The 19,631-nt window shown below is 71.6% G+C and carries 17 protein-coding genes; 6 read left to right on the top strand and 11 right to left on the bottom strand.

Features of this window, described 5'->3' with window-relative positions:
- The first annotated feature begins 362 nt into the window (after positions 1-362).
- Positions 363-2,756, top strand: a complete 2,394-nt coding sequence (locus P3T39_RS13615; protein WP_280697792.1) for a SpoIIE family protein phosphatase — start codon at positions 363-365, stop codon at positions 2,754-2,756.
- A gap of 664 nt (positions 2,757-3,420) precedes the next feature.
- Positions 3,421-3,801, top strand: coding sequence for a hypothetical protein (locus tag P3T39_RS13610; RefSeq protein WP_280697791.1), 381 nt, complete (start codon positions 3,421-3,423; stop codon positions 3,799-3,801).
- A gap of 132 nt (positions 3,802-3,933) precedes the next feature.
- On the opposite strand, the gene P3T39_RS13605 is transcribed toward P3T39_RS13610, so the two are convergent.
- A complete protein-coding gene (locus tag P3T39_RS13605) occupies positions 3,934-6,306 on the bottom strand; it encodes an XRE family transcriptional regulator (protein ID WP_280697790.1) in 2,373 nt (790 codons plus the stop codon).
- 728 nt (positions 6,307-7,034) lie between these two features.
- Here P3T39_RS13605 and P3T39_RS13600 point away from each other — a divergent pair.
- The gene (locus tag P3T39_RS13600; protein ID WP_280697887.1) at positions 7,035-8,285 is read left to right on the top strand and encodes an IS256 family transposase; all 1,251 of its coding nucleotides are present in this window, start codon (positions 7,035-7,037) and stop codon (positions 8,283-8,285) included.
- A gap of 5 nt (positions 8,286-8,290) precedes the next feature.
- Positions 8,291-8,758 (top strand): HEAT repeat domain-containing protein, encoded by a 468-nt coding sequence (locus P3T39_RS13595; protein WP_280697886.1) that lies wholly within the window; start codon positions 8,291-8,293, stop codon positions 8,756-8,758.
- A 26-nt stretch (positions 8,759-8,784) separates the two neighbouring features.
- On the opposite strand, the gene P3T39_RS13590 is transcribed toward P3T39_RS13595, so the two are convergent.
- From P3T39_RS13590 to P3T39_RS13550, 9 genes are all read right to left on the bottom strand, one after another.
- Positions 8,785-8,976 (bottom strand): hypothetical protein, encoded by a 192-nt coding sequence (locus tag P3T39_RS13590; RefSeq protein ID WP_280697896.1) that lies wholly within the window; start codon positions 8,974-8,976, stop codon positions 8,785-8,787.
- A 222-nt stretch (positions 8,977-9,198) separates the two neighbouring features.
- Positions 9,199-10,065 (bottom strand): class I SAM-dependent methyltransferase, encoded by an 867-nt coding sequence (locus P3T39_RS13585; RefSeq protein ID WP_280697789.1) that lies wholly within the window; start codon positions 10,063-10,065, stop codon positions 9,199-9,201.
- Between the two features lie 261 nt (positions 10,066-10,326).
- Positions 10,327-10,821: a class I SAM-dependent methyltransferase gene (locus P3T39_RS13580; protein WP_280697788.1), complete on the bottom strand. Its 495-nt coding sequence runs from the start codon at positions 10,819-10,821 to the stop codon at positions 10,327-10,329.
- A 59-nt stretch (positions 10,822-10,880) separates the two neighbouring features.
- Positions 10,881-11,744, bottom strand: a complete 864-nt coding sequence (locus tag P3T39_RS13575) for a fused MFS/spermidine synthase (protein WP_280697787.1) — start codon at positions 11,742-11,744, stop codon at positions 10,881-10,883.
- A gap of 157 nt (positions 11,745-11,901) precedes the next feature.
- Positions 11,902-12,861, bottom strand: a complete 960-nt coding sequence (locus tag P3T39_RS13570) for an alpha/beta hydrolase (RefSeq protein WP_280697786.1) — start codon at positions 12,859-12,861, stop codon at positions 11,902-11,904.
- A 76-nt stretch (positions 12,862-12,937) separates the two neighbouring features.
- The gene (locus P3T39_RS13565; RefSeq protein ID WP_280697785.1) at positions 12,938-14,056 is read right to left on the bottom strand and encodes an AI-2E family transporter; all 1,119 of its coding nucleotides are present in this window, start codon (positions 14,054-14,056) and stop codon (positions 12,938-12,940) included.
- 135 nt (positions 14,057-14,191) lie between these two features.
- Complete coding sequence (locus P3T39_RS13560) at positions 14,192-15,277, bottom strand: winged helix DNA-binding domain-containing protein (protein ID WP_280697784.1); 1,086 nt, start codon at positions 15,275-15,277, stop codon at positions 14,192-14,194.
- Entirely contained in the window at positions 15,274-16,053 is a 780-nt protein-coding gene (locus P3T39_RS13555) for a glycerophosphodiester phosphodiesterase (protein WP_280697783.1), read from the bottom strand. Before P3T39_RS13555 ends, P3T39_RS13560 begins: the two co-directional genes overlap by 4 nt.
- Before the next feature lie 13 nt (positions 16,054-16,066).
- Positions 16,067-16,483: a TOBE domain-containing protein gene (locus P3T39_RS13550; protein WP_280697782.1), complete on the bottom strand. Its 417-nt coding sequence runs from the start codon at positions 16,481-16,483 to the stop codon at positions 16,067-16,069.
- A gap of 220 nt (positions 16,484-16,703) precedes the next feature.
- Between P3T39_RS13550 and P3T39_RS13545 the strand changes: the two genes are divergently transcribed.
- A complete protein-coding gene (locus P3T39_RS13545; RefSeq protein ID WP_280697781.1) occupies positions 16,704-16,904 on the top strand; it encodes a hypothetical protein in 201 nt (66 codons plus the stop codon).
- A gap of 102 nt (positions 16,905-17,006) precedes the next feature.
- Here P3T39_RS13545 and P3T39_RS13540 read toward each other — a convergent pair whose 3' ends face one another.
- Complete coding sequence (locus tag P3T39_RS13540) at positions 17,007-18,224, bottom strand: ROK family transcriptional regulator (RefSeq protein WP_280697780.1); 1,218 nt, start codon at positions 18,222-18,224, stop codon at positions 17,007-17,009.
- 95 nt (positions 18,225-18,319) lie between these two features.
- Here P3T39_RS13540 and P3T39_RS13535 point away from each other — a divergent pair, with 95 nt between their 5' ends.
- Positions 18,320-19,531, top strand: a complete 1,212-nt coding sequence (locus P3T39_RS13535) for an MFS transporter (RefSeq protein WP_280697779.1) — start codon at positions 18,320-18,322, stop codon at positions 19,529-19,531.
- Positions 19,532-19,631 lie beyond the last annotated feature (100 nt).

Here is a 19,631-nt window from a genome sequence, read left to right as displayed (position 1 = left end):
GAAGGTTGACGGAGCCCCCTGTGCCGCACCGCCCGCCGTGCCGGTCAGTACGACCAGCAGCCGCGGAAATGCACCCCAGCACCGGGCCTACGGCCGGGGACGGCCGGTTGCCACTTTGTGGGGGGCGAGCGCCTGGTGCGCGCTCGTCGTCCAGCCGCGCTCGTCGGGCACGACGGGAACGCTTCCTGGATCTTCATCCGGGCCTGGTGCCCCACGCCAGCGCGAAACGGGTGCTCTGGCTTGAGGCGAGACCGACGACGTCGCTGACGGCCGCACTCCTCGTACTCCTGGGGGCTGACGCGAACTGGCCGTGCACCCGAGAGATCCTTGAACCAGTGGGTACCCGAAGGTGAGGTGGCACCATGGGCGAGCCGTCGAGCAGCCCCGGGGGCGACTCCTTCCCAGCCGCCGTGGCTTCGGCCGTGGCGACCGCGGACGGGCTGGTGGCCAGCTGGGGCGCCGGGGCGGAGCAGTTGCTCGGGTACTCCGCCGCCGAGGTCGTCGGCCGGCCCGCGGCGGAGTTGCTCTCCTCGCCGCTCCCCTCGGCTGCGAGGGAGCGGTTCGGCCGACGGGAGGGCTGGGCCGGACGGGTGGTACTCCGCCACCGGGACGGCAGTGCGGTGAAGTGCTCGTTGCGGGCTCAGCCGCTGGCCAGGGGCAACGGGCTGGGCCACTGGCTGTTGGAGGTCCGAGCAGAGCGGGAGTCCGCGGGCCGTGAGACGGACCCGCTGATCCACCAGTCGTTCGACCAGTCACCGTTCGCCCTGGCGATCTTCGACACCGAGGGCCGGTTTCTGCGGGTCAACGAGGCCATGACCAGGCAAATGGCCGCCTCCGAGCAGGAGCTGCGCGGGCTGCGGATCACCGACCACATAGCCGATCCGGCCTTCCAGCAGCCCGAGCAGTGCGTTGACAGGGTGCTGGCGACTGGCGAGCCCGAGTACCTCGTGAACTACCTCAAGGTTCCGGGAGAACCGCGGGCGCACGCCTGGATCGTCCACGTCACCCCGCTGACCGACTCGCTCGGCTCGGTGACCGGTGCGCAACTGGCCGCACTCGACTTCTCCGAGCAGTACGCTGCCCGCGAGCACCTCGCGCTGCTCAACGAGGCCAGCAAGCGGATCGGCAGCACTCTGGACGTGCTCCGCACCGCCCAGGAGCTGGCCGACGTGGCCGTGCCCACCGTCGCGAACTTCGTCTCGGTCGATCTCCTCGACGCCACACTGCGCGGCGAGGAACCCCCGCCGATCCCCCCCGACCGCCCGCTGGAACTGCGCCGCGCGGCCGTCCGATCCGACGCGAAGGAGATCGTCGCGGTCGGCGAGATGGCCCACTACGCGGAGTTCTCACCAGTCGCCCGCTGCCTGGCCACCGGTCGCGGCATCGTCGACCGGGTCAGCGGACTGGAGATCGCGCGCTGGCTCGCCCACGACCCGAAGCGCGCCGCCTGGGTGAGCCAGCACCGCCCGCACTCACTGATGGCGGTCCCGCTGCACGCCCGCGGCACCAACCTCGGCGTCGTCCTCTTCACCCGGCTCGCCCCCTTCGCAGCACCGTACGGGCAGAACGACCTGCAGGCTGCCGAGGAACTGGCGGCCCGCGCCGCGGTCTGCATCGACAACGCCCGCCGCTACACCCGCGAACGCACCACGGCCCTGGCCCTCCAGCACAGCCTGCTGCCGCAGCGGATCCTCGAACAGGCCGCCGTCGACGTCGCCGGCCGCTACCTGCCCGCCGACACGAAGGCCGGCATCGGCGGCGACTGGTTCGACGTGATCCCTCTCTCCGGCGCCCGCGTCGCCCTCGTCGTCGGCGACGTGGTCGGCCACGGCATCCACGCCTCCGCCGCCATGGGACGCCTGCGCACCGCCGTCCGCACCCTCGCCGACGTCGACCTGGCCCCGGACGAACTGCTCGCGCACCTGGACGACCTGGTCGTCCGGCTCAGCGCCGGACCCGAACCGGAAGCCGAGGCGCCCTTTGGAGAACTCGGAGCCACCTGCCTCTACGCGGTCTACGACCCCATCTCCCGCACCTGCTCGCTCGCCAGCGCCGGCCACCCCTCTCCCGCCCTGGTCACCCCGGACGGCGAGGTGGAAGTCCTCGACCTGCCCACCGGCCCGCCCCTCGGCCTGGGCAGCACGCCCTTCGAGTCCGTGGAACGCGAACTCCCCGAAGGAAGCCTCCTGGCGCTGTACACCGACGGCCTGATCAACGCCCGCCATCACGACATCGACACCGCCCGGCACGCCCTGCGCACGGCCCTCGCGGACTCAGCCCCCTCACTGGAAGCCACCTGCGACAACATCCTGACGGCGCTGCTCGACGAGCAACTCGCCGACGACGTCGCCCTGCTCATCGCCCGCACCCGCGCCCTGGGCAGCAGACATGTCGCGACCTGGGACATTCTCCCCGATCCGGCCGTCGTCGCCAAGGCCCGCGCCCAGGCGGCCGCCCAACTCCATGCCTGGGAGCTGGACGAGCTGGTCTTCGTCACCGAACTCGTGGTCAGCGAGCTGGTGACCAACGCGATCCGCTACGCGGCCCCGCCCATCCAGCTGCGGCTGATCAAGGAACGGACCCTGATCTGCGAGGTATCCGACGCCAGCAGCACCGCACCGCACCTGCGCCGCGCCCGCATCTTCGACGAGGGCGGACGCGGCCTGATGCTCGTCGCCCAGCTCACCGAACGCTGGGGGTCACGCCATACCGGCACAGGCAAGACCATCTGGGCCGAACAGCCCCTCCCCACGTAGGCGCATTCGGGCCCGCGGCGTTCAGCGCCCGGCGGTGCACCACCTGACACCCCGAGGGAAGCCTCTTGGACCAGCCCGCGCGACGGCATCACAAGGGCCGCGACACCCGAAAGCGATACGCTCGCCGCCCCGCCCGCCCCTGGCACCGGATCAACCCTGCTACGCCTCGCCATCCACAGCATCGGATTCCTCCCACGGGGCGTTGAGTGAAGTCATGCCGACACTCCCCCAAGGGCCGGGCGCCAGCTGACGATGATCGCTGCGCCGCCGTGCACGCGGAGGCCCGGTCCGCGCCTGTGACGACCTATCGGTATCGAGTCGTCTGTACATCAACTCGGTTCTGTCTCAGCGCAGAGCCCACCGGCAAGAGCCTGGATCGGGCGCATCCTGGTGTTCGTGGCGGCAGGCACGGTTCGCCCGCAGGTGGTGCAGCGGCTGTTCCGGCGGCCCGGCGGCTGGTCCGGACGCGGACCTCCTTCGAGCTGCAGCCCTTGTCGCCGATGACAGCGGCGGACCGGGCCCGAGGGCGTCCGACGCCGTCCGGGAGCGTCCGGGAGCGTCCGGGACGGTGCTCGACCAGTTGTTTCGCGTTCCGCCGGTTGCTGAGATTCGGGGTGTGCCCCGGTGCCGACTCCGGGGCGGAACCGACTCACTGGAGGAGTTCATGCGATTCACCAGGACCAGGAAGCGCGCCACGGCCGCCGTGATCGCCGCGGTGGCGATGGCCGGGATCGGGATAGGGACCGCGACCTCGGCCCAGGCCGCCGAGGGCACCTGGCAGTTCGGTACCGGTGGCTGTGTGGCGCTGGAGGAGATCAACCTCGGGAGCGACTACCACGACTACATGGCGATCGTCCCGACCCAGAACCCCGGCCACTGTCTTTTCGGTGTCTTCAACCGGAACACCTGGAGCTGGATGGGCAACGGCGCGAGCGGCAGCTCGGCCGCGCAGGGGTGGTTCTACGACGGTCCGGGCCAGAGCCTGGAGGCGTGCCTGATCGACACGGCCAACAACAACACCTGGGCATGCGGCCCGATCAACTGAGCAAGGTGCGGTGAGTGAGGCAGGAGCGGGCCCTTGCGGGTCCGCTCCCGCCGCTCGACTGCCGTGGGGACCTGACGCGAGCTCAACCAAGGTGCTGAGCAGGGACCCGAACGCTCCGGGACGCCGTCCGGGTCACTTCGTGAGTGAGTCGAGCAGGGCCCGGGCTTCGTCCGCCTCGGGGATGTTCAGCGAGGTGTGGATCTCGACTGCCTGTTCGGCGTGCTCCCGAGCGGTGTCGGATTCTCCCAGGCGCTGGTGCGCGCGTGCCAGCCCGAAGTGGATGCGGCCGAGGTTGTACCGCTCGCCGGTGTGCGGGAGGTACTCGATCGCGGCCCGGTAGTGCTGGAGAGCGCTCGCCGGAGCGTCCATGGCCAGCAGGGCGTCGCCGAGCAGGGTGTGCGACTCGGCCTGGCCGAAGGTGTCGCCGAGGCCCTGATGCAGATCCAGCGCCTCCTGGTACAGGTCGAGCGCCTCCGGATGGCGCTGCAGCTTCTGCTGGTACTCGCCGAACTGGTTGAGCACTATGGCCTGGCCGAGGCGGTTGCCGCTGCGCCGGTGGAACTCCAGCGCCTCACGGTGGTAGTCCAGGGCCTCCTGCAGTTGTCCGAGTCTGGTCAGCGTGGGCCCCAGATTGCTCAGGACGATCGCCTCGACCGCCGGCTCGGGGATGTCCCGGCTGAGCCGCAGCGCCAGCCGCTGGTGGCCGAGGGCCTCCTCCAGACGACCCATCCGGGTCAGGGTGAAGCCCAGGTTGGCCAGGACATGGGCCTCACCGTTGCGGTTCCCGATCCTCCGCTGGATCTCCAGGGCCTGGCGGAGCAGGTCAAGCGCCTGGGGGAAGTCGCCGAGCTGGTACTGGACCAGCCCGAGATGCCGTAGCGCGGTTGCCTCACCGGCCGGACTGCCGAGCTGCCGGGTGGCCCGCAGGGCCCGGGTACCCAGCACGAGCGCTTCATGGGCGGGCATGTTGCGTTTGAGATGGCGCCAGAGGACCGCCGGCAGGTCCGCCGCGTACTCCGGCAGGTCCGCGTCGGCGGCGTGGCGGGCGACCGCCAGCAGGTTGGCCTGTTCCCGGGCCAGCCAGTGCGCCGCGTCCGTCTGGTCGGCGAACACCAGGGGGGTACCGCTGGGCGCGGGTGGCCGCGGTCGATGATGCCGTTCCAGCGGGGCCAGTCGGTCCATCGCCGAGGCGGCGGTGTAACGGTAGTGGTCAAACAGCCGTATGAGCGCAGCCCGCCGGCCGGGTTCGGATTCCTCGTGGGCGAGCAGTTCACCGGCGAAGGTGCGAAGCAGGTCGTGGAAGGTGTACCGAAAGGCCGTGTGCTCGATCAGCAGGTGGTGGTTGTGCAGCGACTCCAGGAGTTCCTCGGTCTCGTCCAGGGGTGCTTCGACCAGGGCGGCGAGGGCGTGCGGCGCGAAGTCCTCGCCGGGGTGCAGCGCGGCCAGCCGGAACACACGCTGCTGTGCCGGGGTGAGGGCGTGGTAGGAGTCCACGAAGGCCGCCGCAACGCCCTGGTCGTGGTTGGAGAGCTCGGTCAATAACTTCTGCGGACGCCGGATCCGCTGCAACAACTCGACGGGCGTCCAGGCGGGATGATGGGCCAGTCTGGCGGCGGCGATCCGCAGCGCCAGGGGCAGCCTGCCGCACAGTGCGACGATCTCGTCCACGGTGGAGGCATGGCCGGCGACCCGGTCCAGGCCGACGATCCGGGCGAACAGCTCGACGGCCTCGTCATGGCTCAGCACGTCCAGCGGCACGCTGACCGCCCCGTCCAGTGCGGGCATTCGCCGCCGGGACGTCACCAGCGTGAGGCAGCGCGGGTCGCCGGGGATCAACGGGCGGACCTGCTCGGCATCGACGGCGTTGTCCAGCACGATCAGGTACCGCCTGCCGGCAGCCCGGGTGCGCCACAGCTGGGCGCGTTCCTCGGTGAGCAACGGCAGCGCACTCTCGCTGACACCGACCGCCCGGAGCAGACTCGCCAGCGCCGCGCCCGGTTCGAGCGGCCGCTGGCCCGGAGTGAAACCGCGCAGGTCCACGAAGAGCTGCCCGTCGGGGAACCGGCTGGCGAGGGTGTGCCCGGCATGAACGGCCAAGGCGGTCTTGCCGACGCCGGCCATGCCGTCGATGGCCGAGATCACCAGCGGACGAGCGTTGCCCGGTCCGGCGGCCAGCTCCAGCAGCCGGTCCACCTCGCTGCGCCGTCCGGTGAAGTCCGGGACGGCGTACGGCAGCAGTCGAGGCACCACGCGTTCGGCCGGCTCCATGCCCGGCTGCGGCTCCGGTTCTCCGCGTACCGCGGCGAGCAGTCGGTCGCGGACGGCCGGGTCCAGGCCCAGGGCTGTTGCCAGCCGCGTCACCGACGACAGGCGAGGCCGCCGCCGCCCCGACTCCAGCACGCTGATCGCATGCGTCGAGACACCTGACTGTTCCGCGAGCTCCTCCTGCGTCAACCCGGCCGAGAACCGGTACTGTCGCAGCAGCGTTCCGAAATCCCCCAGCATGATCGCCTCCGAACGGTGGTCACTCTGCGGGAGTGACGACGGCAGGAACGGCCTGACGCCCCAGACGCGTACCCCCGTCGGCGACTCCCAGCCTGCAGCCCTGGCGGGTGCCTGACAGCAGAGCATCATAGAACGCCAAGCAAACGCCATGGAGCGCTCAGTTGGTGTTGGCCAGGATGGTCCCCGGCACACGCTGGATCGGCCGATCGGGCCGATCCCTCAAAGGGGGACATATGACCGGGCAACACATCGGCGGGGATCCAGACCGGTTATCGCAGCAGATTTCAGCCACGATGCCCGATCCGGGCGAAGCGACCACACCGCAGGAGTTCGTTCGCCGACTCCAGGCGTTCAAGGTATGGTCGGGCAGCCCATCGCTGCGCGAACTCGAGCGCCGCACCGGCCTTCCACGCAGCACCCTTTCGGGAGACCTGAGCCATCAGCGGATTCGTCTCCCGCCCCTGGAACGGGTGTTGGCGCTGGTCACTGCCTTCGGCGCGTCCGCCGAGGAACTCGCACGCTGGCAGTTGGCCTGGCAGCGCATCCAGATGCGGCAGCAGTCGGCCGAACCGCCGGTGCCGGCTTCGCGCTCCGCCGTCGAGCCGCCGAGCAACGCTCAGGATTTGTGGATCGGTGCGGGGAGGGACGCGGAGGGCGCACCTTCCCGAATGATCCGTGATGGTCTCCGAGTAGGCCCGCGTTGCAGCGTGGGTCGGGAAGGTACGCCCGTGCTCAGCGTAGTCACCGATGACGGCTCCACCCAGTCCGGTTCCCTGATCGACGAGATCGTCCGCGAGGGCGCCCGCCGGATGCTGGCTGCCGCGCTGGAGGCGGAAGTCAATCAGTACATAGCCGAGTTGGCGGCCGAGACCGACGAGCATGGACGGCGTCTGGTGGTCCGCAACGGTCACCACCGGCCCCGCACGGTGGTCACCGCGGCCGGCCCGGTCGAGGTCACCGCGCCTTGCCTGAACGACCGCCGCATCGACGACAAGACCGGCGAGCGCAAGCGGTTCTCCTCGAAGATCCTCGCGCCGTGGTGCCGCAAGTCGCCGAAGATCTCGGAGGTCCTGCCGCTGCTCTACCTGCACGGACTGTCGTCAGGGGACTTCGGTCCCGCACTGGAGCAGTTCCTCGGCGGCACGGCCGGCCTGTCGCCCGCGACCGTCACCCGGCTGACGAAGCAGTGGAGCGACGACCACGCCGGCTTCCAGGAGCGGGATCTGTCCGACCGCGACTTCGTCTACGTATGGGCCGACGGGGTCCACCCGAAGGTCCGGCTTGGTCAGGCGCACTCGTGCGTCCTGGTCCTGCTCGGCGTCCGCCTGGACGGCACCAAGGAGCTGATCGCGCTGGCTGAGGGGCTGCGGGAGTCCACCGAGTCCTGGGCCGACCTGCTGCGCGACTGCCGCCGACGCGGCATGCGAGACCCCGAGCTCGTCATCGGCGACGGCGCGATGGGCCTGTGGAAGGCACTCGCCGAGGTCTTCCCGGCCGCTCGCCATCAGCGCTGCTGGGTTCACAAGGCCCGGAATGTCACGAACTGCCTGCCGAAGTCCGCACAACCGGGCGCGACGAAGGCGATGCAGGAGATCTACAACGCGGAGGACCGCGCGCACGCCGAGAAGGCGATCGAGGCGTTCGCCCGCACCTACGGTGCCAAGTGGCCCAAGGCCGTCGCAAAGATCACCGACGACCAGGAGGAACTGCTGGCGTTCTACGACTTCCCGGCCGAGCACTGGGTTCACCTGCGGACCACGAATCCGATCGAGTCGACGTTCTCCACGGTCAAGCTCCGCACCAAGGTCACCCGCGGGGCCGGCGGCCCGGCCGCGGCCCTCACGATGGTGTTCAAGCTCGTCGAATCCGCCCAGGCGCGATGGCGTGCGATCACCGGCGCCCACCTGGTGCCTCTTGTCCGTGCGGGAGCCCGGTTCGAGAACGGCATCCTGGTCGAGCGCACCGAGGTGGCCGCGTGAAGGACATGTTCGCTGCACTGGAAGCCCTGACCGACCGCGATCCGGGCTGGCGTGACGTCGCCGCCGCCTCGCTCGGGGATCTGCTGCGCGGCACCGCCCTGGACACGGACACGGCCCGCCTGGTCGTCGGGCGTCTGGTCAGCCTGGCCGTCAACGAACCCATCACCCGGGTTCGGGAGTCCGCTCTGAACGCGGTCAGCGAGGCGGTCAACCACCACAGCCTGCACCTTGACCTCGTCGAACCGCTGGCGGCTGCCATGCCGACAATGGAACCCGAACTCCTCGGGCACGCGATCTACATCCTCGGCGCCACGCACGCCCCCAAGGCGCTACCGATGGTCGAGTCCTTCCTCGAGCATCCCGACCGGGATGTGCGCGAGGAAGCCTGCCTCGCCGCAGCCGAGATCACCGCCTCAAACCCAGCCCGCGAACGGCCCGAGCACCCCGACCCCGCGCCACGCCAGCCCCCATGACCTGCGGACTTCAGGATGGAATTAGCTCATTGGTGGTCGAGCGGGGTGAAGTCGTCGTCGATCCACACCGCGGGGGCGGTCGCGAGCCAGTCGGCAACGTGGTTGCGCTTCCAGAGGTAGCCGTCGGGGTGGCTGGTGGTGATCGGCAGGGTGGTGGTCCTCGCCCGGCGGTGGAGCACCTTGTGGACGTTGGACCCGCATGTTCTGCCCCTGGCCATCAAGTCGCGAGTAGGCCAAGCCCAAGAGGCGATCTGAGAGTGGAACTCTGTCGGAGTCAGGTTGGACAAGGCCGATACAGCTGCCCTACAGAACGGCCTCAACCCACGGAACGAAGATCATCGTTCGCTCTACGTTGCCCTCACCAGAGCACGTCGCAGCAGCGTCGCCGTCCAACCACCGCGCGCCTCGTTTCAGTCGGGTGGGTCCCACCATTCCGCCCGTCACGACTGCTCGGGCCGCTCGGCAAAGTCCAGGACGGTGACCGAGGGACGGCGGGTAGCCAGCAGTGGGACGGCCAGCGCGAGTGGCAGGAGGGCACCAACGATCCCGCGTCCGCCGGTCGGCCGGACGTCCCGCACCTCCGTCACCGCCGCACTCGCGGTGCGGAGCTTGTACCGCTCACCCGAGTCCATCGCCCACGGCATCGCGGGCGCCTGGTAGCCACGGGTACGCATCTTGCCGCTCAATGTGAGCCGGCTGAACCAGCGCGGCACGGCGTCCAGCACCATCGAGCCACCCGGGAACAGCTCGGCACAGCCCCCGATCAGGGCCCGCACCCGGGCCGGCTGGAGATACATCAACAGGCCCTGCGCGGTGACCAATACCTCACGGCTGCGGTCAACCTCCTCGGCCCACCCCAGCTCGGTGACGTCAGCGGCCAGATAGCGCTGCCGCGGCCCGGGCGGCAGCAGCTCCTCCCGCAGCGCCACCAACTCGGGCAGGTCCACGGTGATCCACCGGGCCCGGCCGTTGTCGACCCGCCAGTACTGGGTCTCCAGCCCATCCCCCAGGCACACCACAGTGCCACGCGGCTCCCGCAGCAGGAAGTCCGCCACCTCACGGTCGAAGCAAGCCACCCGCAGCGCCTGCAGCTGGGCCAGAGTGCCGCTGGTGCCAAACCGATCAGCGAACGGGTAGTCAATCCGGTCGACCAGCTCCACGGCCTTCGGATCGAACAGCACCGCGTCCGGCCGGCGGGCCTCGACGGCACGCTGATACAGCGTCCAGAGCGCGGTCTCGGGCACAGCACTGAGCTCGGCCGACAGCATTCCGGTCGGCGATGGTGCCGACGGTTCGTCAAAGGCCACGCGGGTCTCCTCGGGAGCGGGCGGAATCGAGAGCGGCAGAAGGGGAACACATAGATCGGCAGAGGTTCACCGAACAGTCTGGCATCAGGTCAGGTCGCCGGCCTGCTCAGCCGATGCCGAACGCCCGTCGGCGGTTGCTGAGAGAAACCGGCCGGTGTCAGCCACCACTGCGGCCGAGCCGACCAGCCGACGGGCCGGGAACGAGTCGGCGGCCGGCCGACGGGCCGGCGCCTGGTCGGCACCGCCTATCCGTGCCGATCATCAACACGTTACATAACCAGCTTCGCGCATCACCTGGGTCCGCAGCACGATGGGTCGCGCGACGGGCGGCAGCAGGCGCTCGCGCAGGGCGACGGTCTCGGGCAGGTCGGCCGAGAGCCAGTTCGCACGGCCGTTGTCGACACGCCAGTACTGCGTCTCCAGGCCCTCGCCGAGGCAGACGACGGTGCCCCGCGGGCAGCGGTCGAGGAAGTCGGACACCTCGCGGTCGAAGGAGGCGACCCGCAGGGCCTGGAGCCGGAGGAGGAGGCTGCTGCCGGTGCCGAAGCGCTCGGCGAAGGGGAAGTCGATCCGCTCGACCAGCCCGACCGCCTTGGGGTCGTCGAGCAGACCGTCGGGGCGGCGGGCCTCCAGGGCCCGGTAGTAGAGCGTCCAGAGTGCGGTCTCCGGGACGGCGTCCAGCTCCGGCTTCACCAGGGCCGCCGGTTCCTGGGCCCCCGGGGCTGTCGGGCTCTGCTCGGGTTGGTCCAGCGCCATCTGACCCTCCTTCACCTGGTCGACCTGGGCATTCTGGCACCGACCGGGCGCCGTACCGGTCAGCCGATGCTGAACGCGCCGTCCGGGGGTGGTGGGGAGTCCTGGGCGTCCGCGTCGCTGACGGGTGCCGTGCGGCCGATCAGTTCGGCGAGGTCCGGACCGTCGCAGAGCCTGGCCGGGAAGGGGTCGGCGGCCAGGCGCCGGCTGAGCGCCTCGACCGGCAGCGGGCGATCGGAGCCGATCAGCAGGATGTTGCCGTAACGACGGCCGCGCAGCACGGACGGTTCGGCGGCCAGGCAGGTGTACGGGAAGACGGCGCTGACGGTCGCGGCCTGGGCCTTGGCGAAGGCGAGCGGCGGGCCGTCGGCCAGGTTGGCGGCGTAGCAGCCGCCGGGGCGCAGGGCGGCCGCCGTCAGCCGGAGGAACTCGACCGAGGTGAGGTGGGCGGGAGTGCGCGAGCCGCGGAAGACGTCCGCGACCACCAGGTCCGCGCCGGCGGCCGGGGCGTCCCGCAGACCGTCGCGGGCGTCGGCGACGGCGACCTCGATGCCGGACGGCCAGGGCAGGTGGTCGGCGATCAGCTGTATCAGCGGCCCGTCCACCTCGACCACCCGTTGGCGGGAGCCAGGACGGGTGGCGGTCAGGTAGCGGGGGATGGTGAGTGCGCCGCCGCCCAGGTGCAGGGCGTCCAGCGGCCGGCCTTCGGGGGCGAGGGCGTCGACGAGGTGGGCGAGCCGCTGGATGTACTCGAATTCGAGGTAGGCCGGGTCGGCGAGGTCCACGTACGACTGCGGGGTCCCGTCCAGGGTCAGCAGCCAGCCCTGCTCGCGGTCGATGTCGGGCATCAGCTTCGCTGTGCCGAGGGCGACCCTGCGCTCGACCGGACGGCGCTCGTCGGCCTCCGGTTCCGGCTGGTCGCTCATACTCGCTCCTTCTTGCACACGCCGGCCGCTTCGCGGCACCCGGCAACCAGGCACTGCATCGCGGACTCGGGGCTCGGCTCGATCAAGTGCGGGCGCGGGCGCCCTGCGCCTCCGTGGAGTGCTGCCCGCGCCGCGCCGCGTACCCCGGGCCTCCCGCTCATGCGGTCGGTGCCGGGAGGTAGGCGGCGAGCCAGCGGTCCAGCTCGGCGAAGACCTGCGCACGGGCCTGCTCGCCGGAGAGGACCAGGTCGTGCATCCCGCCCTCGATCCGGACGGTGGTCACATGGCGTCCGAGGCGGGGCGCGAGGGCGGCGATGTCGTCGGCTCGGAGCACCGCGTCGGTGCGGAGCAGCGCCGGATCCCACTTGGCGGTCAGGGTGGAGGCGGTGGAGGCCATCAGCAGGACCGGGCAGTCGATCGCGAGACCGTGCCGGATCTGACGGTGCCCGCGCTGGATGGCGGCCAGCCAGCCCGCGAAGAGCGGGAAGCCCTCGGCGGGCTTGAGGGTGAGGTCGAAGTCCCACTCACCGCGGTGGTCGCGGTGCAGGCTGTGTACGTAGTGCGGGTTGAGCGGTGCGGGCAGCTTGCGAGTGGCGGCGAGCCGGCCGATCGCCTCGACGGCCGGGGCGCCGAGGGTGCGGATCGCCGGGGCCGCGGGCATCGACAGGAAGGGGCTGTTCAGGAAGAGCCCGTCGATCAGTCCGCGCCGCGCTCGGCGAGCGGCCCACAGGGCGGCGATCAGCCCGCCGGTGGAGTGGCCGTTGAGCAGCAGCTGCGTGTGCCCGTCGATCTCCCGGATGATCCGGACGGCCTCGTCCAGCTCCTCGTCGTAGGCCCGCAGGTCCCGGACGAAGTTCGGCGACTGGTGCGGCCTCAGCGAGCGCCCGTACTTGCGCAGGTCGAGGGCGTAGAAGGAGAAACCGGCCGCGACGAAGTGATCGGCGAGATTGGTCTGGAAGAAGTAGTCGGTATAGCCGTGGAGGTAGAGCACGGCCCGCTGGGACCCCGGGACGAGCCGCCGGACCAGGGTCGCGCTGACGGCGCCCTCCTCGTCGGCGACCAGCGGCAGTTCGGCCGCCTCGTACGGTGCACCCAGGATGTCTTCTCGGAACTCCACGTCTGCTGCCGCCCCCAATCTCTGCTGTGACCTGCTGTTGCAGGGAGCACCGACGATACCGTCCGCCGGGCGGAGGTCAGCCGTCGGAGTCCCCGGCGGCCGGGGTGCTCGTACCGCGCAGCACGGAGATGACGCCGAGGCCCGCCGCGCTGAGCGGGACGGCGAGCAGCGCACCGAGGATCCCGGCCACACCGGAGCCCGCCACCACAGCGATCATGATGGTGGCGGGGTGCAGTTCGACGGTGCGGCTCTGGATGACCGGCTGCAGGATGTTGCCCTCGATCATCTGGACGGTGAGCACCACCCCGAGCGCCCACAGCGCGGTGCCGAGGCCGCCGTCCGCGAGAGCCACCAGGACCGCGACCGTCCCCGAGAGGAACGCCCCGATGAAGGGGATGTAGGCGCCCATGAACACCAGCGCGCCGAGTCCGGCTGCGCCCGGCACGCCGAGGAGGAGCAGACCGATGGTGATGAAGGTGGCGTCGATCAGCGCAATCAGGGTGGTGCCGCGCATGAACCCGGCCATCGCGGCGAACGCCTTCCGCCCGCAGGCGATCACCGTCTCGGCCCTGTGGTCCGGCAGTACCGCCCGGACCTGCTCGCCGGTGCGGTGTCCGTCGCGCAGGAAGAAGAAGACCAGGGCCAGCCCGAGCACGCTGCCGGTGATCAGCTGGGTGACCAGCCCGAGCCCGGAGAGGACACCGTCGGCCAGCGAGGAGACCAGCGAACTGCCGGAGCCTGCGGACTGCTTGAGCGCGTAGCGGAGCTTGTCGCCGAGCGGCCCGAGCCAGCCGGCCAGCTGGTCGCCGGCCTGCCGCAGCGAGTCGGCGATCTGCGGGGCGCTGTGCACCAGGGAGTTGGTGAGCACGGCCAGTACCGCGAAGACCGCGAGGACCAGCACCACGCAGGTCAGCCCGGCCGCCGCGCCGCGTCCGAGACCGCGTCCCACCAGCCAGAGCATCACCGGGTAGAGCAGCGCGGTGGCCAGCAGCGCGAGGATCACCGGGACGGTGGCGGCCCGCAGGGCGACGAAGGCGTAGATGACGAACCCGGCCACCGCCAGGAAGAGGATCACGGCGGCCGACCAGGCGGCGGCGCTCCGGACGGCGGGCGGAAGTGCGGCGTACGGCGGCCGGGGGTGGTCTGCGGATCCCGCCGGACCGGTGCCGTCTCCGGGCGTGGGGTCCTCCGGCATACCGTCTCCCGCGTCGAAACCTCCAGATCACCCCATATCAGCACAGGATCTGATGAAATATCCGACTCTCGAAACCCTCGGCGTGGTCGGCTACGAGTCCGGCCGGCCCCTGGTCGCCCCGGGCTGCCGGCCCGGTCACTCCGCCGGATCCACCACTATCCGCTCCCCGCCCGTGAAGGCGAGCAGCCGCTCGCCCTCCGCCGTGACCTCGGCGTGCTCCGCCCGCCGCAGCCTGACGAACGGCCGTACCCGCAGCGTGCCCTCGGCCAGCCGCCAACTGCCCGCGACCAGACCGTCCACCAGGACGGAGCCGAGCACGATCCCGTTCCTGGTCATCACCCGGGGCCGGTACTCCTCGGGCAGGACGCGGGTGCGGTCCGCGTGCGAGAGCAGCAGGTTGTCGAAGGGTGCCAGCAGGCGCACCGGCGCGGGTGTGTCCTCGGACGGGCGGGGCGCCTGCGGCAGGTCGTAGAGGATGCGGCCCCGCTCGTCGTGGAAGAGCTCCAACTGCGGGGCGAGGCGCGTCAGTACGGAGCCGAGTCCGGTCAGTCCGCACCACTTCTGCACATCGGCGGCGCTCGCCGGGCCGAAGGCGGCGAGGTAGCGCAGGACCAGCCGCTCCACCGAAGGCGCCGGGTCGAGCGGTCGGCGCAGCCAGTGTTCGGCTGTGGTGTGCGCGGCCGGGCCGCTGCGCCCCCAGATGCCGCGCGGCGGTACCTGCACCAGCGCCAGCCTCGTCCGGGCGGCCTGGGCCAGCGCGGCCGGTTCGGATCCCGGGAAGCCGGGCGCGAGCAGCCCGCCCAACTGCTCGAAGGTGCGCGGCTCCTGCTCGACCAGCACCCTGGCCTGCGCGGCGACGGCGTCGAGGTCGGCACCGGCCAGGCGCTTTCTCCAGTTGCCCGCGAACCCCCGCTCCAGCACCGGCTGGAGGACCGGACGGAGCGTCAGGCAGTCCTCGGCCGTCACCAGGTGGATGGTGCTCCGGTGCAGGGCGATCCTGACCGCCTCGCGGCGTTCGATCAACTCGCTGAGCCGCTGCGGACGGAAGCCGTCCAGCCGTGACCAGAGGCCGAGGTAGGGCGGGTCGGGGACGGCCTGGGCCTGGAGGCCGCCGAGGTGCGCGACCATGGCGGCCGCGTCCATCGCGCTCCGGGCGAGCAGATGCTGGCGGGCCAGCAGGGCCCGGCCGAGCGCACGAGTGCGCAGAACCGGCCGGATCATGCCCGGCGGTCCGCGATCCGGCGGTCCAGGAACTTGCGCAGCACGGAGATCCGGTTGCTGGTGAGCGAGTCCACGCCGGCCCGCTCCAGCCGGAGCATGGTGCGCCGAAGGTCCACCGTCCAGGTGCTGACGGCCAGTCCGGCCTCGCGGGCGGCGCCGACGTACGCGGCGTCGACCAGGCCGAACGGCGGGTTGACGTAGCGCGGCCGCAGATCGTCCAGCAGGGCGCGTCCGGGCAGCCTGGGGTGTTTCCAGGTGAGCGCCAGCTCGGCCTGCGGCGCGTGCTCCCGTACGGCCAGCATGGCGGCGACGGGACCGCAGAAGGCGACGCGGTCCTCGACTCCGAGGCCGGTGACGGCGGCCCAGGTGGCGGCTGCCGGGCCGGCGTCGTCCAGGTCGACGAGGAGCTTCGCGCGCGGCGTGGCGGTGACCGACTTGAGCACCTCGGCGAGGGTCGGCACCCGCAGATCGCCGCTGCCGAGTTCGGCGAGCTGGTCGAGGGTGACCGAGCCGATCCGGCGCGGGTCGCCCCAGAGGCGCTCCAGCGTGCGGTCGTGCAGCACGACGGGGACGCCGTCGCGGGTGAGCTGGACGTCCACCTCCACGGCGTCGGCCCCGGCCGCGAGGGCCGACTCGACGGAGGCGAGGGTGTTCTCGCGGTACCGGTAGGGGTCGCCCCGGTGGGCGACGGCGAGCACCTGACGGGAGGACGGAGCAGACACGGTTATCTCACTCGGCGGTATGTGGTCGGGCGTGACCAGGACGTGGTCGGACATGGGTGACGAGGTATCAGCCGCGCTCGACGACCACGTTGGTCGACTTGATGACGGCGGTGGCAGGGGCGCCGGGCACCAGGCCGAGTTCCTCGGCCGACTGCCGGCTGATCAGCGAGACCACTCGGAACGGGCCGGCCTGGATCTCCACCTGAGCGGCCACGTCGCCGAGCACCACGTCGGTGATGATGCCGGGGAAGCGGTTCCGGGCGGAGGAGGGCCGCCCCTCGGCCTCGGCGTTCTCGGGCTTGGCGAGCTCACGGGCGAAGGCGGCCAGTTCGGCACCGGCGATGATCCGGTGGCCGTGCTCGTCCCGCTGGGCGGCGAGGCGGCCCGCGTCGACCCAGCGCCGCATGGTGTCTGCGCTGACGCCGAGCATCGCCGCGGCCTCGCCGATGCGATAGGGGTTGATCGGCCGGGCGGACTGGCCCATGGGCGCTCCTGGCGGTGTGTGATCCGGTGCTGCTGTTCTCGTCCCGGGTCATCCTGCCGTACGCGGGGACGTCGCTCGACCAAGGGCCGGTCGGAAACTTTTCGGATTTAAATAGTATTAATCGGGCATGATCGGACGCGTTGGATCGTTGCCGCACTGGATCCGTCGCCGGAGGCGACGGATCCAGTGCGGCAACACAGAGCTGACGAGGGAGATCCGGATGGCACACGGGGCGGAGTCGGTCCCGTTCGCGTTCATCGCCGAGGCGGAGCGCTACCAGAGCAACGTCACCCCGCCCGCGCGGGAACGGCGTTCGGCGAAATCGGTACTGGCCGGGCTGTTGATAGCCCTGCTGGTGGTGGCAGCCCTGACGACCGCCGTCCTGGTGGGTGCGCCGGCACTGAGGTCGCCCGCCGCCTGAACGCAGCGGCCGAGCCGTCCCGACCGGGGCGGCTCGACCCTTTCCCGGGCTCCCGTCCTCCACTCGTTCCGCGCCGCCCCGTTCTCCGGGCCGCACGCCCGGTCACGGCTCGCCGAAGAGATCCCGCCGTACCGCATCACCCGCCGTGAGCACCGCACCGGCCAGCACCGCGCCGCCACCGGCCGTCCCGGCCCGCACCTCGGTGCGCAGCGGCAGCAGCCCGGCCAGCCGACGCTCCACCAGATCGGCCAGCTGCTCCCCGCCCGCCCGGCCGACCTCGCCGCCGAGCACCACACAGCCCGGGTCGAGCACCACGCACAGCGCTGCCGCACCGACCGCGATCCGCTCGGCCAGCTCGTCGAGGAAGGCCGCTGCCGCCGGGCCTCCGTCGAGCGCGGCGCGGACCACAGTCTCGGCCCGGGTCACGGCCTCGGCCTGGGCCTCCGACTGCGGCGTGGCGGCGATCCCGGGGACCGCCAGACCGTGACGGCGGGCCAGGGCCCAGATCGCGTCGCTGCACACCAGCGAGTGGAAGCCGCCTTCGCAGCCGGTGGCGCTCGGGAGTATCTCGGTACCCGGCACGGGCAGGAAACCGATCTCACCGGTGCCGCCGGAGGCGCCCCGGCGCAGCCGTCCGTCCAGGACCACGGCGGCCCCGACGCCGTGGCCGAGCCAGAGCAGGACGAAGGTGTCCCGGTCCCTGGCGGCGCCGATCCGGTGTTCGGCGATCCCGGCCAGGTTGACCTCGTTCTCCAGGATCAGCTCGGTGTCCGGCTCGGCGCGCAGTGCGGCCAGCAGGTCGATGTGCCAACGCGGCAGCTTCTCGGGGTGGTTGAGCTCACCGGTGGCCGGGTCCACCAGGCCCGGTGCGCCGACGGCCACGGTGTGCAGCCGCTCGGCCCCGGCCTCCCGCGCGCTCTTGCGCAGGGTGCGGATCGTCCGGGCGGCGAGGTCGCCGGAGTCCGCGCCCTCCTCGGCCCGGATCTCGGCGGTGGCCAGCGTACGGCCCGTCAGGTCGGCGACCACCAGGCCGACACCGGTCGCGCGTACGTCGATGCCACCGAGGTGGGCCCGGTCGGCAACCAGCGCGTACAGGCGGGCGTTGGGGCCCCGCCGTACCTCGCCGCTCTCGCCGACCACCTCGACCAGACCGCTGCGCTGGAGGCGTTCCAGCAGGTCGGCCACGGTGGGGCGGGAGAGCCCGGTGAGCCTGCGCAGTTCCGGGGCGGTCAGGGGGCCCTGACCGAGCAGCAGGTCCAGCGCCAGCCGGTCGTTGATGGCGCGGGCGGTGCTCGGAGTGGCCGTGCGCGCGGTTGTCATGAAGATGCATCCTTCCAGAGGTTTCTATCAGGATCCCTGCCTGATAATTTAGCCAGCGCCAGGCCGCGCCATACTGTCCGGGAGGGGACGAGGCCATGTCGCAGTTGCAACCACAGGCCACCAGGGATGTGCGACGCGCCAGAGTGGGCGTCGCGCTGGTCTTCGCCGTCCACGGCGCGGTCACGGGAAGCTTCGTCACCCGTATCCCCTGGATCCAGGCCCATCTCGATCTGAGCCCCGGTCAGCTGGGCCTCGCCCTGGTCTCCCCCGCCGTCGGCGCTTCGCTGGCGATGCCGCTCGCAGGGCGGATCGTCCACCGCTTCGGGGCCCGCGCCGCCGTCCGAGGTCTGCTGACGCTCTGGTGCCTCTCGCTGGCGCTCCCCGCCCTCTCCCCCGACCTGCCGCTGCTCTGCCTCTCCCTGCTGATCTACGGCGGCACCTCCGGAATGGCGGACGTCGCGATGAACGCCCAGGGCGTCGAGGTCGAGGAGCGTCTCGGCCGCTCGATCATGTCCGGACTGCACGGAATGTGGAGCGCGGGCGGCCTGGTTGCCTCCGGCTTCGGCGTCCTGGCCGCCCATCAGCGGCTGGACGCCCGCCTCCAGCTCTCCGTCACGGCGCTGGTCCTGGTCGCGCTGGCCCAGGTGGTCTGCACCGGCCTGCTCGACGTCCGGCCGGAGCCGGAGGCCGAGGCCCCGCCGCGTTTCGCCCTGCCGCCCCGATCGGCGCTGGTCATCGGCCTGGTCGGGTTCTGCGCCGTCTTCGCCGAGGGCGCCAGCATGGACTGGAGCGGTGTCTACCTGCGGGACATCACCGGCTCCTCGGCCAGTACCGCCGCCGCCTGCTACAGCGCCTTCGCCGCCACCATGACGGTCGCCCGACTGGCCGGGGACCTGGTGATCCGCCGTCTCGGCCCGGTCCGCGCGGTACGCCTCGGCGGCGCCGTCGCCACCCTCGGGGGCGTCCTCGTCGTCGCGGCGGACACCCCCTACCTCGCCATCCCCGGCTTCGCCCTGGTCGGTGTCGGCATCGCCGTGGTCGTCCCACTGGCCTTCGCGGCAGCCGGGCGCACCGGCCCCAACCCGAGCCAGGCCATCGCCGGTGTCGCCACCGTCACCTACACCTCCGGTCTTGTCGCCCCCGCGATCGTCGGCGGAATCGCCCAGGCCACCTCGCTGACCGGCTCGTTCATGGTGGTGACGGCCCTCGCGGCCGCGCTGGTACCGAGCGCCGGCGCTCTGCGGCAGGGGCCCTCGGGCGGCGGGCAGGCGGCGGAGGCTGCGTCCCTCGAACGCTCCTCAGACTGACGCCGCGGCGCGGTCGCCGCCGCACCCTGCTCCGCCAGGCCCTGTCCGGCTGCCCTGCTCGGCTGCCGCGAGCGCGGCGCCGCCGGGCCTTGCGCGCGAC

The sequence above is a fragment of the Kitasatospora sp. GP82 genome (genome assembly GCF_029892105.1).
Classification (GTDB): domain Bacteria; phylum Actinomycetota; class Actinomycetes; order Streptomycetales; family Streptomycetaceae; genus Kitasatospora.
Note: the sequence above shows the minus strand (reverse complement) of the source record. Positions and strands in the feature narration are given on the sequence as shown.